Annotated in this window: 1 protein-coding gene; it reads right to left on the reverse strand. The window is 47.7% G+C overall.

What is annotated here, in order from left to right:
• On the reverse strand, positions 1-981 hold a 981-nt coding region (fabF, locus tag ACWHAR_RS23735; protein WP_452088024.1), incomplete at both ends, for a beta-ketoacyl-ACP synthase II.

The raw sequence follows: 981 nt of genomic DNA on the forward strand, positions 1-981 counted from the left end.
CTGTCATCGATTTTGTAGAGCTTACCGCAAGTTTATGCGCATGCTCGCCGAAAACGGTTTTAATCGCCATTGTTTCGTATTTGTCGTTGTAATACGTGCTTGTCCCGTGAGCATTGATGTAATCAATTTCTTCAGGTGCAATGCCTGCATCTTTAATGGCTTCTTGCATCGCTCTCGCTCCGCCTTCACCGTCTTGGGCCGGCGCTGTGATATGATAAGCATCTCCGGTTGAACCGTAGCACACAATTTCTCCGTAAATTTTAGCGCCGCGGGCCAGAGCATGCTCAAGTTCTTCAAGAACGATAATCCCTGCACCTTCCCCCATGACAAAGCCATCACGGTTTTTATCAAACGGGCGGCTCGCTGTTTTCGGATCTGGATTAGTAGACAGCGCTTTGTTGGCACTAAAGCCGGCGAATGACATTCTTGTCAGCGGCGCTTCTGTTCCGCCTGTGACCATCACGTCTGCATCACCGCGCTGAATAACCTTAAACGCGTCACCGATGGAGTTCGTTCCTGTAGCACATGCTGTAACCGTACAAGAGTTCACCCCTTTTGCTCCTAATGCAATAGAAATCTGGCCTGTCGCCATGTCAGGAATCATCATTGGCACGAAAAACGGGCTTACCCGTCTTGGGCCTTTTGTTAAGAAGATTTCAAATTGAGACTCTAGTGTTTCAAGTCCTCCGATACCGGAGCCTACCCAAACACCGACTCTCGGTGCGATCTCATCGGTAATGTTAAGATCTGCGTCTTCAACCGCCATTTTCGCAGCCACAACCGCATATTGTGTAAAGCGGTCCATTTTTCTGGCTTCTTTTTTATCCATATAATCTTCAACATTAAAATCTTTTAATTCAGCGGCAACTTTTGCCGGATATTCTTCAGCGTCAACACGAGTGATCGGACCGATTCCGGACACACCGTTGATTGCGTTATTCCAACTTGTATCGACGTCGTTGCCAAGTGGAGATAATGCTC

This window comes from Bacillus sp. LR--39 (assembly GCF_053613335.1).